The organism is Thalassotalea sp. 1_MG-2023 (assembly GCF_030546745.1).
Lineage (GTDB): Bacteria > Pseudomonadota > Gammaproteobacteria > Enterobacterales > Alteromonadaceae > Thalassotalea_C.
In genome coordinates this window covers 34,383-50,010 of the sequence record NZ_JAUOPD010000003.1, presented here as the reverse complement: position 1 = coordinate 50,010, position 15,628 = coordinate 34,383, and the positions used below count along the sequence as shown (strand labels likewise).

The following is a 15,628-nucleotide window of genomic DNA, read 5'->3' as shown; positions in this document are numbered from 1 at the left end:
AAACCTACAAATTAAAACGACTATCAGGAGCAGTTGCATCACTTATTCGCGATAAAAAGATATATGGGTCGATATCTTGCACACTGGGAGATTGGCAATCGTACCGAACTTTTAATGAAAACTCACCTAAGTTTGCAAAGAATTGCAGTTTAACTGCTTGAGCAAGCTTTGCTAAATTTTGTTGTAACTCTTCTGGCTGTTGATGTGGGGCCAAGAACAAATACTCACCATCGTTTATTACCCCTACTTGCACAAACTCTTCTTTAGCGTCGTAAATTAATTCATATAGCGCCAATGTGACTTCTGCGACAGTTTTTTTATTAAACTGAAAGGTAAGTTCATTCCAATTTTCAATGGTGAAGTAACCTATAGATAACGGGTACTCAAATTTTCGCGCCATTTTATAATGATATTGGTACAGCTTTTTACTGTAGCTAGGTCCAGCGATATAGTCGATAGGCTTTTCCGCTTCTTCATACACGTACTTTAATTTAAGTGCTCTAAGCTTTACTCCTAACCAAAGACAAAAGACAAACAAAACAATAACAAAAAATATCAATAAACTAATCAGTTTTTGTTGTTGTTGATATTTGAATTGATACTCTTGCGTTAAGGTTGATTGGTTGGCAAATTGTAATGAAAAATTCCGACTTTTTTGGCTTGTCGCGTGATTTTTTTGCTCTTGAAGTACATTTTTTTCACCATAATGTTTAAACACTTTATCCTGTTCGGCATATTTAAAATACGCAGTTAAGGCTTTATCGAATTGACCAAGATCTCGATACATTTCTGCCACCATTAAATGCAGCACAATTTGCTTTTCCGTCAATTCAGTTGAAGCAGAAATACGTTGAGCTTTCGCTAAATACCTATAACTTTCTGACGTGTTATTTAATGTTTCATGTACTATTGCTAAATCTAATAAAACGGTTAAATACGGTTGCGTTAAATTGTAACCACGAAAACCTAGTTCCGCTTTATTAAATAAGCTTAACGCTTGTTGATAATCTGTTTGTAGAAAATGTACTTTACCCAAGCCCGACTGAGCATAAGCAATACGAATAGGCGCTTGTTTCTTTTGTGCATAGGTTAAAGCTTCCCAAAAGGCATTATAAGCATCATCTAACATACCCAATGATAAATAAGAACGCGCTAAGTGATAATAGGTTTGATCAATGTTAGCCATTTTAGACAGTTCAAATCTAAGTTTTAACACCTTATTATATAAAGAAATAGCAGTATTATCGTCTCCCAAATAATAATGGGCGTTAGCCAATAAGTTAATTAAAGAGATACGATCTGACAGCCTAGGCTGCTCAGCAAGTAACAGCTCAATGCGTTCAATATCAGTTAATGCATTATCATGTTCAGCTAATAACGCGTTGGCCATCGCCCGATAACTTAACGCATTGATTAATAACTCAACATGGTTAAGTGCTTGTGCCAGCGACACTGCTCGTTCTGCCACTTCTTTGGCACTATTAAACTTACCTTTGTAGTAATATCCTGCGGCAACTTTCAGTAAAAGCCTTAAATTTATTTGTTGGTCAACGCCCAATAACGTCACCCCATCTTGAGCAAATTGTAATGACTTTGCGAGATCGCCAGTATTTGTCGCTGCATCGGCAAGTAAAGTAAACACTTTTGCCAACGTATTATTATGGTACAAATGACGTTGCTTAATAACACGCTGAGAAAGTGTTAATACACGTTGATAAGGCATTGACTCTCTATCGCCCTCGTAGTAGCGATTAACGTCAGCAATATTCTGTAATATCTCTGTACTGGCTGTATCTTCCGCTAGAAGCGACGCGCTAAAAACATACAAAAATACACTATAGAAAAACAATTTATGAATCATCGGATGAGTTTTCAATTCCCTTTATTTCAAGGGTTTAATTTAAAAAACAGATAAAGTTTACCATATAAACAATATTTATGGTTTACAAGAAAAAATCTATGAATATAATGTCTCTTGAGCGACTAAAGCTCGATAAGGGCAAATCTAGCGAAAGCTAGAGACGCAAAGTTACCGGTCTACGGGGAAACCTATGACAGCGGAACTACCGAATTTAGACATAGTGGGGGCTTGTCTATTGAGGCTTTTCCTATGTTATATCTTTCTTTTTAGCACTAGCTTTGCGTGCTCCCTTGTCCCCCTTCAATCTACTACACCGTTTATTCTTACGTTTTTTATTTATCAAATTCTCAATTAACAACATTAATACCATTGCGTCTAAGAAAGTGAATTGGTATTACTTTCATTTATTGTGTATTTATTTCCATTTATTTGCGATTAACGCTAGCACTTTTTTATAAATTACTAGAGAATGAACTTATAACAATAACAATTTATTTTTCGTATTTACTGAGGGGATGGGTAATTTTGAAATACCATGATTCCATCAAAAAAGCAGAGCAAACATCAACACTGACTATAAAGCAGTTGCAGCAATGGCATCTTCCTGCCTCTCCAATAAATTACGCCATCTGTTATGAATATATTATTGGTAAAAACCCAACGTTAAACCAACAAATAAAACAGCATTTATCATTAGGCAAAAAGCTAGACGAATATGTTATTCAAGAGCTATATAAACAATACATTTTAGGCCAAAGTACGTTTAGGGAAGAGATTGTTACTGACATCGATGAATTAGTAGATAGTTTAGCTAATAATAATCAGCAGTCGATGAATTGCGCCAACACTCTGTTGAAAAAGCTTGATTACAATATCGTTAACCTCAAGTCTAATAATCAAAAAGCCATTAGTGGCGCTATTCAGCAAATCGAACAAGCGTCAAAAAGCTTTCGTCAGAAGCAACAGCAACTTTCTAACCAGCTGATAATATCCAAAAAGCAATCACAGTCATTAAAAGCTGAACTGGCCGAGATAAAAAAAGAGATTTACCTCGATCCGTTAACGGGCTTATATAATCGCAAAGCATTAAATAAAAACTTAGAACAATGGACGCTTGAAGACCCTAATAAACAAGTAGCGGCTATTGTGGTTAATGTTGATAAGCTATCCCTAGTTAGCGAAAAGTTTGGCGGTTTAATCAGCGATGTATTATTGTCAAAAATAGCGAACAAAATTGGAAGTTATGTAGGTGATAGCGGCTTACCTGTACGTTCAGGCCATGACGAGTTTTTAATTTTATTGCCAGAAGTAGAACGTAACATTGCCAGTGAAATTGCCGACAAAATACGCCAAGGCGTCGAAAAGCTTCGCTTCGTGAGTAGCAAGTCAGGTGTTCGATTGCCTCACATGACGATCTCAATGGGAGTAAATGATTTTACCTTATCGCAAAATATCGATACGGTACTTAATTATACGCGTACTTTAGTGGTCGACATGCAGCGCCATAGTAGTAACAAAATCACCGTTGCGAGCTAAACGTTCTTTAAACACGTGTTAGCTTTTCAGCTAATAATAACACCGTATTTTCACTATAAACTTCAATGTCATGTTGTCGTAATAGCTCGGTCGTTAAACCCACCCCTGATATTTTGGTACCAGTAAACCGCCCATCATAAATGGTATTGCTACCACAAGAAGGGCTAGATTCTTTTAATAAGGCATATTTAATCTTTTGTTCAAGACATATCGATAACGCGATATTGGCCCCTAGGGTAAAAGCTTGAGTCACATCTTTTCCTGATACATCTATGACTAAATTGTCCTTTAATACTCTTTCAGCTGGCGCTCTAGGTGTTGATAACCCGCCCGCTACTTCTGGGCAAACTTTTACTAATCTACCTTCATGCTGCCATTGCTCAAATATTTTATTGACTAATTGTTGATGGCCACCGTCGTATCTAACGAGATCACCCATTAAACATGCACTAACAAGAACTTTTTCCATTATGTATTACCTGTTAAATAATCATACAAAGGGGTAATATTTTCCAACGCTGTGGCGTCAAGTGCCTCGAACCAAATAGATTGACTGTAACATTCAAAATGTAACCAAAATACTGAATCCAGCCAAAAAACTTCATAACTGATACGATCTGCACCTTCGTGTGTACTTTTTAGTGAGAGTTGCTCGTAATGGCAGCTGATCTCTGCAAATATTTTAGGTACATCTTCTTGCCCCCATGTCGATGATGATAACGACTGATCTTTTTCGGTATTAATACAAATGACATCATTTTGCTGTTGCCACGTTATTCTATTTAAAAACCAAGACAATTGTTTTACCTCAATGAAATATTGATCTGATGCATATAATACAAAAAAATCTGAGACAGCTATGCTGTTTTTTCATATAATCTGGCCAGGCAATTAAATTTTCTAATCAAAAATAGAGAGATATAGGCATGAAAAAACTTACGATAGCAGTTGCTGCTACTGTGATGATGGCATCTCCGGTTTTCGCAGGCGATATCGCCAAAGGTAAAGAAAAATCAGTAACGTGTGGCGCTTGTCACGGCGTAACGGGGATTTCTCCGTCGCCAATGTACCCTAATTTAGCCGGGCAACAAGAGCAGTACCTTTATAAGCAATTAAAAGACTTTAAGTCAGGTGCTCGAAAAGACCAAATGATGTCAGGTATGGCAATACCTTTAACTGATGAAGATATGAAAAACTTAGCGGCTTACTACGCAAGTTTAAAATAATCTCTCTTAAAAAAGCGCTTAATGAGCGCTTTTTCTTACCCTACAGTTCGCTAACTTCATTAATTAAACTTAAAAACGGTGCGCCATAGCGTGCTAACTTTGTTTGCCCAATACCAGAAATATTAAGCATTTCTGTCGGTGTTTTAGGTTTAAATCGCGCTAATTCAGACAAGGTTGCATCATTAAACACAATATACGGTGGTATATCTTCGCTGTCTGCCAAGGTTTTACGCAACTCTCGCAACTTGGCAAATAAGACCCGGTCATATTGTCCAGATTGTTTATCTTGCCGCCAATAACTGGCTTTTTGTAATCTAGGTGTTGCAAGACTTAATATCTGTTCACCGGTTAACACCGCACGAGAGGCTTGCGTTAACATCAGCGCTGAATGATTGGATATATCTTGTTGTAAGTAGCCTAAATGTATCAATTGACGAATAATCGCATACCAATACCCTGGCGTTTTATCGCGACCAATGCCAAACGTTGATAGTTGATGATGCTGCGCCTGAGCAATTTCGTCTGATAACTGGCCACGTAATACATCAATAATATAGCTCGCATTATGCTGTTGATGAGTACGGTAAACACACGATAACACCATTTGCGCAACTTTTAATCCGTCAAATTGACTTGGAGGATCTAAACAAATATCACAATTGCCACACCCTGAGGTGGTAAATTCGGCAAAATAATTCAACACTAATTGTCGACGACACGTTTGCGACTCAACAAAATCGTTTACCGAAGCGAACCTTAATAACTCTACATTACGTTTATGTTCGTTTTCCGTCTCTTGTATACGCTTTTGAATACGAGCAACATCTTTTTCATCATGCAAATACAGAGCTTCTGCATTAAGGCCGTCTCGGCCTGCTCGGCCAATTTCTTGATAATAAGCTTCTAAAGTTCTTGGCGGCTCAAAATGGATAACAAAGCGAATATTCGGCTTGTTAATACCTAGGCCGAAAGCAACGGTTGCCACCACCACTTGAATATTATCTTTGGCAAAACCATCTTGCACCACAGCTCTAATACTATGGTCCATACCTGCATGATAAGCCGAACAATTAATGCCCGCTTTCGCGAGTGTTTCACTTAACTTTTCTACTTGCCAACGGCTGCTGCAATAAATAATGCCCGCATCTTGCCCACGCTTTTTGATATAACTAATCACTTGCGTTGGCCCTTGGTATTTATCAGCCATGGTAAGCCGGATATTTGGCCGATCAAAGCTGTCTAATTGAATATAAGGGTCACGTAGATTTAACTGCTGAAGAATGTCTTTACGAGTGGTTACATCTGCTGTTGCGGTTAACGCTACGACAGGAATCGCAGGAAACTGTGCTTTTAAAATCGATAGTCTTGTATAGGCTGGCCTAAAATCATGTCCCCATTGTGAAATACAATGAGCTTCATCAATAGCAAATAAACGAATAGGTAGGCTATGCAATCCTTGTAAGAAATAATGTTGCGTTAAGCGTTCTGGCGCAACATATAGCAGAGTTAATTGCCCATTCGCTAGCCGAGTAAAGGTTTCTTGTACCTGTTCATTTGACAATGACGAATTAACATAGGCAGCAGGAATGCCTTGCCTATTCAAGCTATCAACCTGATCTTTCATCAACGCAATCAGCGGAGAAACCACAATGGTAATGCCATTTAATAACGTTGCAGGTAATTGATAGCATAAAGACTTACCACCACCCGTTGGCATTAAGACCAAACAATCTCTGCCTGAAATAATTTGCTCTATAACGTGCTGTTGACCCGCTCTAAATTCAGAGTAACCAAAAATTTCTTGCAAGTTTTGTTGCAAAGTATTTAACGGTTTGACTACTGATAGATCACTCAATGGAAAGTCTTCTGAAATAAATGAAAGGCATATTTTACCTGATTATGCCCCCAAGAAGAAAACTTTCTTTTTCGCTTAAAACGGTGCACACTTTACCTTACCACCCTCATCCGACCAGACATTATGAATCAAGCCGACGTTTTTAAACAAATTGGCCACTTTTGGAACAGTGGCATGCCTTTTAATCAATTGCTAGGGTTAGAGATCATAACTTTCGATACCCAAACCTCAGAAATACGTTTTCAATGGCAAGATAAACTTATTGGCAACCCAATGCAGAAAATACTACACGGCGGCGTAACAGCTTCTGCCTTAGATCTCGCTGGCGGTATTGTTGCAGCAGCTAACATTATTGAACACCTTGACGATATGTCGGAAGCCAATATTGCCCGTAGTTTATCTAAACTCAGCACCATTGATTTACGCACTGATTTTTTACGCCCGGGTCGTGGTCAAGAGTTTGTAGCGACCGCTCGTATTATTCGCAGTGGCAGTAAGGTCGCAGTAGCAAGAATGGAACTACATAACGAAGAGGGAGTACATATCGCATTTGGCACGGGTACCTATATGGTTGGTTAATGAAATAATTAATTAACTTAGTATAAGTCATGATAAAATACGTATTTAATCAGCGCATATACCATGACTCAGCAAGAACAAAAATTAGGCGTTATTAATGCCATAGCTGCCTATGTGTTATGGGGTTTAGCCCCTATCTATTTTAAACTCATTGAGCATGTGCCTGCTGATGAAATAATGGTACATCGTATTCTTTGGTCGTGCTTGCTTTTACTAAGTTTTGTACTGCTCACGCCAAAACGACGTATTGCTTCTACTTTATTTAAATCACCAAGCACTATAGGGAAACTTGCACTAAGCGCATGCTTTTTGGCCTTCAATTGGTTTGTCTTTATTTGGGCCATAAACAACAATCACATTCTTGATGCAAGCTTAGGTTACTATATCAATCCATTAATTAATGTTGCTTTTGGCATGTTATTTTTAGGTGAAAGGTTGAGAAAATGGCAAATGGTAGCAGTTGGTTTAGCTATTTTAGGCGTGTTAATTCAATTGATTACGCTAGGCACGCTACCGATTATTTCACTCACCTTAGCAGTTTCATTCGCCATTTATGGTTTATTACGAAAAAAGATACACGTTGACTCTATAGTCGGCTTGCTTATTGAATCATTCATCATGATGCCTGTAGCTATTTGTTATTGGTTCTTTTTTGTTGATACCAGCACCAGCAACATGGTTAATAACACCATAACACTCAACATTTTTCTGATCGTAACGGGCATTGTAACTACCGCACCATTGCTATGCTTCACCGCAGCAGCAAAACGACTAACGCTGTCAACTATTGGCTTTTTCCAATATATTGGCCCAAGTATTATGTTTTTATTAGCGGTCTTTTTCTACCAAGAACAAGTTAACCATGAGAAATTACTCACGTTTGGTTTTATTTGGTTAGCGCTGATTATTTATTGCATCGACACATACAAATACCGACATCACGTTCGCTAGCGGTCAATTGATGTTGGTATGGTAATATTGAACAATGCACCTTCACTTGGGGTACTTTCAATCGTAATATCACCGTGTAATTGCTGTTTAATAATATTATAAACAATGTTCATACCTAGCCCAGTGCCACCACTATTTCGTTTTGTGGTATAAAACGGTTCAAAAATATTGAGTAACACCTCGGGTTCCATACCCTCACCATTATCTTTATATACAATCGTAACCCAACTTCCCTGCACGCTAAGGTTTAAGGTTATTTTCCCTGAGGCTCTATTCTCAAAGCCATGCTTAATTGAATTTGTTACTAAATTCGTAAACACTTGAGCTAGGGCCCCAGGTATTGTTTTTATATCAATGTTTTCAGTACCATTTATTTCATAGGTAACACGATTTCGCTTCATTTCTGCTGATAGCGTTTGCATGATTTCATGGCTATAATCGACCAAATTAATTTCTCGCGCTTCGCCAACCACCTGATCTGCTGCCACTTGCTTAAAGTTATTTAATAACTCAATAACTCTGTTAAGTGACGACATATTAAGCCTTGAGGCCTGATCAATCGAATCAAAATATTTGCGCATCTGCGACTTTGTTAAATTGTTTAATTCAAAATATTGTTGAATGTCTTGCGTGCTTTCTAATGCAGAACTGGTAGAGGTTAACGCAATACCTAATGGTGTGTTAATTTCGTGAGCAACACCGGCAGTGAGCTTGCCTAAAGAGGCAAGTTTTTCTGATTGCACTAACTGGTTTTGCATTTCTTTTAAATTATTTAATGTTAAGCTCAATTTACGCGTGGTGCGCATATTTTTGACGATAAACCACACCAATAAAATACTAACAAAAACTGCAATACAAATAACAATCGCAAGTATCATAAGATAAAACTGCTGCTGCTCAATCATTTCTGTACGCGCAGCTAATTCAACATTCTTCTGATTTAATTGCTGACCTTGTTGGTCAATTTGTGATTTTTGCTTGGCGATCACTTCGCGATTGAAGGCAATACGACTTTCCATTTCGCTGCTTTCTTGCTCTTTTTCGATAACAGATTTCTGCTGAGTTTTTAATTTCTTTCTAATGGTCGTTAACTGGCCGACCATATCACTTAATTGCTTTTCTTTTATCGCTACCGCTTGCTTTTGTCGTTCGATGTCTTTTTTTAACGCGATTAACTGTATTTGCCGCTGCTCTGCGATTTGTTGTCGTTCATTCAATTGTTGATCTAATACATGTAACCTTTTTGCAGTTACTGCTAGCGCTTCACTTTGGTGCTGTAAGTCGTTATGTAATTGCGTTTCTCTTTTACGCATTTCTTGCATCGCCAGTTCCGTTTCGCGATACAACTCAGCAATATCAATTTCAGTACCACCAAGCAATAACAATTCTTTGGATATAGTTAAACCTTCATAAACAATATTGGATTTATTGACCTCAAATTCGATCGCAGAAGTCAAAGAATTGAAAAATAAATTTAACATCACATGATGTTTATCTGAGCTATTGAAGGTGACGAGCAATGTATCGGTTTTTCTCAAATCTGATGCGACAACACTCAAATCAAACTTATCGATGACATTAACAAATACTAGATCTGCATTTGCTGCTTGTTGTGTTGAACTCACTAACGTTACAACGATTGGCTTTTGCTTGACTTGTTTTCTCGCTAGCTCTTTTTGTGCTTTTTGATAAAAATCTGTGTCTTGATATACGGCAATAGTAAAAGCGCTTTTATTATCTTCCGATGGCCAAGTTACATGCTTAATAAAATTATAAAGATAAGCAGTTTTTATTTTATCACTGCTGAGTTGCTGAGCATGAAGTGTGCCCACAATCAACAATTGGCAAGATAGAATCATTGCCACGATACCTTGTTTTTTACGCCACCAGCAGGACATAAATACCATACCTTTTATTATTATTATGGATACTGTACTGACTTTTTCACCATAAATCACCTGCTAAATTTGACCGTTAAGTTCTTCGTAGGTTAATCTAACCATATAAAAAATAACAATAAGAATTAAATGCTTAGCAAGTCTATTATCCATATTGCGTTATTATTGTTAGTAGGCCTAGCCCATCAGGCTAATGCAAATTACCCTACGGCAGCACAACCTGCCAATCATGATGATTTTCTCAACTTTTCCCTTCAACAATTAATTGGCACTAAAGTTACCGTTGCCTCACTATCTGAAGAAACTGTTGCCCAAGCTCCTGTACCAGTCAGCTTAATTACTGATTCAATGATTAAACAAAGTGGCGCACAAACGTTAAAAGAATTGTTACTCACCTACGTACCTGGATTTACCCACGTAGAAGATCAAAATGAAATTAATATTTCGGCTCGCGGTATTTTTACCTCAGCCCAACAAAAAATACTGATTATGGTCAATGGTCATCGCCTCAACAGTAGAAGTTATTCTATGGCAACGCCAGATCACAGTATTTCGTTAAATAAAATTAAACAAATCGAAGTGCTAAGAGGGCCAGCTTCTTCGCTATACGGCAATGTTTCTTTGACGGCGACCATTAATATCATCCTCAAAACTGCTGCTGATATTGAACAACAGCAAGCAAGTTTATCTATAGGTAATCACGGACAAAAATCTGCTAACGTTCTCTTAGCTAAAACTTTTTCGCATGCCGATGTTGTGATGTGGGCAGATATGTTTCACGCAGATGGTGAAGTAATCTCACTCACTCCTGAAAATGTTTATAGTGAAAAGCCTCAGCCCAATAGTGAAGCGATTATTTATGGCATTAAAGATAAGCATCCTTATGATATTGGCATTTCTATCACGTCTCCAACAACTGAATTGTTACTCAATCGTCGACGTAGCCACTATATTGAACCCTTTACTGCTGGTGGCTTAAGTGGTGAACCATATCAATACGATAGTTTTGAAAAAGTCAATGGAACGGGACCGGGGTTTGGTTATTTAACAACGCATTTCGGTTTTACAAATACTGTCACTGGCGATGCTTGGGTGAATAAAAATCGTTTATACCTAGACCAACATGTTGCAGAAACTGCAGTCGTTGTTGACCCTATTACACCGGTTTATTTAGCCCCTACATGGAAAGAGTTATCCGGTGGTGTGTCGAGCACCCTTGAATTTAAAGCCAAAGGCGGCGACTTATTATTAGGCATTCAACTTGAAAGCTACAAAGTTTACGCCGGTACTGTACTTTCTGGTACAAACAGCTATACCATTAACTCGAATAGCAAGCCATTACTACCCGACGGTTCAGAAAGTAACTATTCAGGTTTTTTACAGTATAAATATCCGATCACTGATAAATGGCAAAGTAACATCGGTTTACGTTACGACTACAAGAACCGTAAAACGACCAATAACATCGACCAATTAAGCCCGAGATTTGGCTTTTTATATCAACATAACGACATCAGCTTTAAATTAAGCTATTCAGAAGCCTTTGTAGACGCCACTTATTGGAATCGATTCTCTAACCTTTCATCCTTTATTGGTGCGACACAATTAAAACCTGAAATACTACGCTCTTTACAAATTTCGCCAACAATAAATTTCCCTCAATACCATTTGCAGCTTACGAGTAACTTTTTTTACGATCAGTCAAAAGACGTTATTTTTCGCGATAATAGTACTGAAAACGTCAATTACAGTAATGCAGGGGAGTTATCTTCTTGGGGGGTCGAGCAAGAAGTTCGATACTTAACACCAGCCCTCAATATTAGGGCAAATGCAACTTACCGAGCGGTAAGCAATAGTGAAAAAATACCGGTTACTGGCAGTTACATTAATAACATTCCCAAGATCACGGCTAATATCACCTTTGATTTTCCCGTTAATAATAAACTTAGTCTACACCTTGGCTTGCGCTATATCGGCAAACAGTTTTCTCCTATCAATATTCAACAGGAGGGCATGTCATTAACTGATCATTATCCAGAACGCGGGGTAAGCTTTTATCAACCAGAAAAGAAAATTAATGCGAGTTTATTAGTAAACTCCAACTTACGTTTCCAAGTCAGTAAGCACATTTCATTAGCGTTACGTGTTAATAATCTGTTGAATAAGCAGTATCAACAAGGAGGCACAACGGTACATCCATATCCGCAAAAAGGTCGATGGTTTAACGCGCAGTTGTCTGTAAACTTTTAATCACCATAATGCTACATTCATTTCATCACAGTAATTTTATTCCGACCATTCTCTTTTGACTGATAAAGCCCTTGGTCAGCTATATTCATTTGGTCTGCAAGCGATAAATTACTATTAAATACCACGCCCATGCTAATAGAAAAGCAAATACTCTGTTTAGCATATACGACTGTTGATTCAGCTAATAGCTGGCGAAAACTGTCAAGCTCTTGATAAATGCTATCTTGATCTTCGCCTGGTATTAATATCGCGAATTCTTCACCACCCAGTCTTGCTAATAAACCATTAGGAAAGTGCTGTAACATATATTGTGCTAAATATTTTAAAACATGATCTCCGGCATCATGTCCATATTCATCATTGATTCGTTTAAAATAATCAATATCAATCATCACTAAACCAAAATGGCTGCTCGTTGCTAAATATTCCTTGAGGTACTTTTCTGCATCATTAAAAAAAGACCGCCGATTCGGTAACTCAGTAAGGTAGTCAGTATTCGCTGCTTTTTGGATCATTTCGATATTATGCAAGTTCTCGATGTTTTGCATCATACGACAATAGAATTCTTCGGTACAAAAAGGCTTACGTAAGAAATCATCAGCACCATTTTTAATAAAACGCGCAGATAACATTGGATCGGCAATTCCAGAAATACCAATAATCGCTAATTTCTCTCTTGAATAGTGCTTACGTAACTCATTGGTTAATTCAATACCATCCATAATTGGCATTTCTAAATCAGTGATCACAAGCTTAATATTCGACTGTTCTTCCATTGTTTTCAAAGCAGAAGGTCCAGTATCAGCAACAAATACTTCAAAGTTTCGACGTTTTAATAGTTGCACAATGTAATTTCGTGCAGAGCGAGAATCGTCAACAACTAAAACCCCAGTACCTCTATTAGCTTTTTGCCAATATAGTATCCGCTTTAGGTACATATAAGCTTGACTGTTTTCTTTCGGAATATAATCGATGACCGGTTGTGCAAGAATTTTTGCGCGGGTTTCTTCGTCCATTTTACCAGTGATCACCACACTTGGAATATCGTGTGATAATACCGTTTTAATAACCTCGCCTTGCTGAGCATCTGGCAAGTTATAGTCTAACGTAGCGGCAAAAAAAGAAGCATCTTCTTTTAAAATAGCGACTACATCTGCATGACTCTTAGCAACAGTAACTTGATAGCCTAAGCTCTGACCAATTTTTTTGATAACAGCAGCTATCGAATTACTGTCTTCTACAACTAACAACTTTTCTGGCATCAACTTACCTAAAACTTATAATGCTTTTAAATTAGCATAGGCAATTACTAGCCATTTGCTACCTACTTCTGCAAAATTAACTTGCACACGACTTTGAGCACCATTCCCTTCATAGTTTAGCACAACTCCTTCACCAAATTTTTGATGCACAACAGATTGCCCTAACTTAAAGCCTGTTCCCTCGAATGTTTCTAACGAAATGGTATTAGCAAACCTGCCAGAAGACTTAGGCCGAGTAACTTGGTTTTGCATGCGTATTTCTTCTACACAATCACTAGGCAGCTCACGTAAAAATCGACTTGCCGGATGAATTTTTTCTTGTCCGTATAAACGACGGCTTTCTGCATGACATAAATATAGTTTTTCCATTGCCCGCGTCATACCAACATAACATAAGCGTCGCTCTTCTTCTAAACGACCAATTTCTTCTAATGACTGCTGCGAAGGGAACATACCTTCTTCCAAGCCTGCAATAAACACTAAAGGAAACTCTAATCCTTTGGCAGAATGCATTGTCATTAGCTGTACCGCATGTTCAAATTCATCTGCTTGCCCTTCACCAGACTCTAGCGCAGCATGGGTTAAAAAACTCGTCAGTTCGCTTTGCGCTTGTTCAAGTTCAGGATCTACTTCAAAGGTTTGGCAAGCTGTCACTAATTCATTTAAGTTTTCAATACGTGCTTCTGCTCGTTCGCCTTTTTCAGCTTGATACATAGCTTTTAAGCCGCTGTGTTGAATAACAAAGTTTGCTTGTTGATCTAAATCTAAATGTTGTGATTCATCTTCAAGTTGATCGATCAGCTCGACAAACACTTTAATGACTTTTGCACTTCGACCTTTTAATTGCTCGCTTGCCAACATTGTTTGACAAGCCTGCCACATGGTCATTTGCAAACTACGTGCAGCATCTCGAACTAGCGATAACGTTTGATTACCAATACCTCGTGTTGGGGTATTGATAATACGTTCAAACGCTGCATCGTCATCTCGATTATTAATTATCCGTAAATAAGCTAATGCATCCTTAATTTCTTGGCGCTCAAAAAAGCGTAAACCGCCATAAATACGATAGGGTAAATTAGCTTGAAGCAATGCTTCTTCCAAAATACGCGACTGCGCATTACTGCGATATAAGATAGCGACATTGTTTAAATCACCGTTATCACTTCGCCATTGTTCTATTCTGCCAGCAATAAAGCGTGCTTCATCTATTTCATTAAAGGCAGTATAAATAGCAATTTTTTCCCCTTGTTCACCTTGTGTCCAAAGGTCTTTCCCCAAGCGATTGTTATTGTTATCAATTAACTTATTGGCAGCCGTTAAAATATTGGCAGTTGAACGATAGTTTTGCTCTAAGCGTATGGTTTCTGCGCCGGTAAAATCATCTAAAAATCGTTGTATATTCTCTATTTTAGCACCACGCCAACCATAAATTGACTGGTCATCGTCACCCACGATCATCACATTGCTTTGTTCACGACCCAGCAAATTTAACCAGGCGTATTGGATCGCATTGGTGTCTTGAAATTCATCCACTAAAATTTGAGAAAATCGCTGTTGGTAGTGCCGTAACAAAACCGGATGATGTAGCCAAAGTTCATGTGCACGTAATAATAATTCAGCAAAATCTACCAACCCAGCACGATCACAAGCATCTTGATACGCTTGGTAAACTTTAACAAAAGTTTCTTCTGTTTGATCGTAGTGTGTTTCAATATGTTTAGCGCGTAGCCCTTCATCTTTTTTACCGTTGATATACCACTGCATTTGTTTTGCTGGCCAACGTTTTTCGTCAAGATTTAGCGCGCGTAAAATACGTTTTATTAAACGCAGTTGATCATCAGAGTCTAACACTTGAAAGCTTTGCGGTAAGTTAGCCTCTTGAAAGTGCATACGCAATAATCGATGCGCTAATCCATGAAAGGTGCCTATCCACATGCCATGGATATTGCCACCTACCATTTGTTCTACTCGCGCTCGCATTTCAGCCGCTGCTTTATTGGTAAATGTAACAGCAAGAATGCTGTGCGCAGATACTTTCTCAACTTGCATAAGCCATGCAATTCTTTGTACCAATACTCGCGTTTTCCCGCTACCTGCGCCTGCTAACACCAGCATATTTCGTAACGGAGCGCCTACCGCTTCACGTTGTTTATCATTGAGTGAATCTAATAGTTCAGATACATCCATAAGGTGTCTCTCGTTGTAAG

General features: G+C 38.1%; 12 protein-coding genes and 1 riboswitch. Of the genes, 5 read left to right on the top strand and 7 right to left on the bottom strand.

The features are described 5' to 3' along the window. Window positions 1-4 precede the first annotated feature (4 nt). Complete coding sequence (locus Q4489_RS03050; RefSeq protein WP_303476940.1) at window positions 5-1,828, bottom strand: lipopolysaccharide assembly protein LapB; 1,824 nt, start codon at window positions 1,826-1,828, stop codon at window positions 5-7. A 160-nt stretch (window positions 1,829-1,988) separates the two neighbouring features. Next, window positions 1,989-2,071, top strand: a riboswitch (cyclic di-GMP riboswitch). Between the two features lie 315 nt (window positions 2,072-2,386). On the opposite strand from Q4489_RS03050, the gene Q4489_RS03045 reads away from it, so the two are divergent. Then, the gene (locus Q4489_RS03045; RefSeq protein ID WP_303476937.1) at window positions 2,387-3,397 is read left to right on the top strand and encodes a diguanylate cyclase; all 1,011 of its coding nucleotides are present in this window, start codon (window positions 2,387-2,389) and stop codon (window positions 3,395-3,397) included. A gap of 7 nt (window positions 3,398-3,404) precedes the next feature. Here Q4489_RS03045 and Q4489_RS03040 read toward each other — a convergent pair whose 3' ends face one another. Together Q4489_RS03040 and Q4489_RS03035 are read right to left on the bottom strand one after the other, a co-directional pair. Then, window positions 3,405-3,866: a DUF523 domain-containing protein gene (locus Q4489_RS03040; RefSeq protein WP_303476935.1), complete on the bottom strand. Its 462-nt coding sequence runs from the start codon at window positions 3,864-3,866 to the stop codon at window positions 3,405-3,407. Beyond that, window positions 3,866-4,195, bottom strand: coding sequence for a DUF3630 family protein (locus tag Q4489_RS03035; protein WP_303476933.1), 330 nt, complete (start codon window positions 4,193-4,195; stop codon window positions 3,866-3,868). Before Q4489_RS03035 ends, Q4489_RS03040 begins: the two co-directional genes overlap by 1 nt. Window positions 4,196-4,323: 128 nt before the next feature. On the opposite strand from Q4489_RS03035, the gene Q4489_RS03030 reads away from it, so the two are divergent. After that, window positions 4,324-4,623, top strand: coding sequence for a cytochrome c (locus Q4489_RS03030; protein ID WP_303476930.1), 300 nt, complete (start codon window positions 4,324-4,326; stop codon window positions 4,621-4,623). Window positions 4,624-4,663: 40 nt separating this feature from the next. Here the strand turns inward: Q4489_RS03030 and recQ are convergent, their stop codons facing one another. Then, window positions 4,664-6,478: a DNA helicase RecQ gene (gene recQ, locus Q4489_RS03025; protein WP_303476927.1), complete on the bottom strand. Its 1,815-nt coding sequence runs from the start codon at window positions 6,476-6,478 to the stop codon at window positions 4,664-4,666. 123 nt (window positions 6,479-6,601) lie between these two features. Between recQ and Q4489_RS03020 the strand changes: the two genes are divergently transcribed. Together Q4489_RS03020 and rarD are read left to right on the top strand one after the other, a co-directional pair. Beyond that, entirely contained in the window at window positions 6,602-7,057 is a 456-nt protein-coding gene (locus Q4489_RS03020; RefSeq protein ID WP_303476924.1) for a thioesterase family protein, read from the top strand. A gap of 63 nt (window positions 7,058-7,120) precedes the next feature. Beyond that, window positions 7,121-8,008 (top strand): EamA family transporter RarD, encoded by an 888-nt coding sequence (gene rarD / locus Q4489_RS03015; protein ID WP_303476921.1) that lies wholly within the window; start codon window positions 7,121-7,123, stop codon window positions 8,006-8,008. Here rarD and Q4489_RS03010 read toward each other — a convergent pair. Further along, a complete protein-coding gene (locus Q4489_RS03010; protein WP_303476916.1) occupies window positions 8,005-9,906 on the bottom strand; it encodes a YfiR/HmsC family protein in 1,902 nt (633 codons plus the stop codon). The genes rarD and Q4489_RS03010 overlap by 4 nt on opposite strands. A gap of 129 nt (window positions 9,907-10,035) precedes the next feature. On the opposite strand from Q4489_RS03010, the gene Q4489_RS03005 reads away from it, so the two are divergent. Beyond that, window positions 10,036-12,156: a TonB-dependent receptor gene (locus tag Q4489_RS03005; protein ID WP_303476914.1), complete on the top strand. Its 2,121-nt coding sequence runs from the start codon at window positions 10,036-10,038 to the stop codon at window positions 12,154-12,156. A 17-nt stretch (window positions 12,157-12,173) separates the two neighbouring features. On the opposite strand, the gene Q4489_RS03000 is transcribed toward Q4489_RS03005, so the two are convergent. Together Q4489_RS03000 and uvrD are read right to left on the bottom strand one after the other, a co-directional pair. Further along, entirely contained in the window at window positions 12,174-13,418 is a 1,245-nt protein-coding gene (locus tag Q4489_RS03000) for a response regulator (protein ID WP_303476912.1), read from the bottom strand. Window positions 13,419-13,433: 15 nt separating this feature from the next. Next, entirely contained in the window at window positions 13,434-15,608 is a 2,175-nt protein-coding gene (gene uvrD / locus Q4489_RS02995) for a DNA helicase II (protein WP_303476910.1), read from the bottom strand. Window positions 15,609-15,628: the final 20 nt, after the last annotated feature.